Source organism: Arthrobacter sp. TB 26, from assembly GCF_000427315.1.
In the GTDB taxonomy this organism is placed as follows: Bacteria; Actinomycetota; Actinomycetes; order Actinomycetales; family Micrococcaceae; genus Arthrobacter.
The window spans coordinates 1-628 of the sequence record NZ_AUPJ01000433.1; the positions used below are offsets into that span (position 1 = coordinate 1).

1 protein-coding gene is annotated in these 628 nt (G+C 71.0%); it reads right to left on the reverse strand.

Annotated elements, in window-relative coordinates:
• Positions 1-108: 108 nt before the first annotated feature.
• The coding region (locus K789_RS0116645; protein WP_024367746.1) for an HD domain-containing protein at positions 109-628 on the reverse strand (520 nt) is incomplete at its 5' end.

Sequence of the window (628 nt, forward strand, 5' to 3'; positions counted from 1 at the left end):
CGCGCGCCGTCGTCCAGGCGCCGTCGATGAAGGTGTCGTCGACGTGCGTGTACGGCAGCTTAAGCGCGGCGCGGGCGGCCAGGGCGGGGGCGTCGTGCGTGGCGGCCGTCACCGGATGACCGCCGTCTTGAGCAGGGCGGTGGAGCGGTTCAAGTCAGCCGTGGCCATGTCGTGGGCGGCCTGGGTGATGAGTTCGGGCACGATTTCGGAGGCCAGCCGGTCGGTGTAGGTGGCCGGGTCCATCTTGAACCAGGTGGAGGCCAGGGCAATCCCGGCCTGGTCGAAGCGCCACAGCCGGTCGGCGTCGCGCATCAACGCGTCCTCCAGCGACTGGGCCACCGGGCGGGTGTCGTGGCCGTCGATGATGTCGCAGACGCGTTCGATGAACTCCGGTGAGTAGCCCAGGGGCGGCAGCACCCGGCGGGCGACGTCGCAGCCCTGCTTCTCGTGTTCGTAGCGGATGGCGGCCTTGCGCCAGTCCCCCGCGAAGCCCTCGGAGATGATGCGGGTTTCGTCCACGTGGGCCCAGCCGGTGTCGTGCAGCAGGGTGGCCACCCGGACCAGTTCGGCGTCGGCGTCGGGGTAGGCCCGGCACAGCCGCTCGGCGAAGGCGAGCGAGATCGGCAGG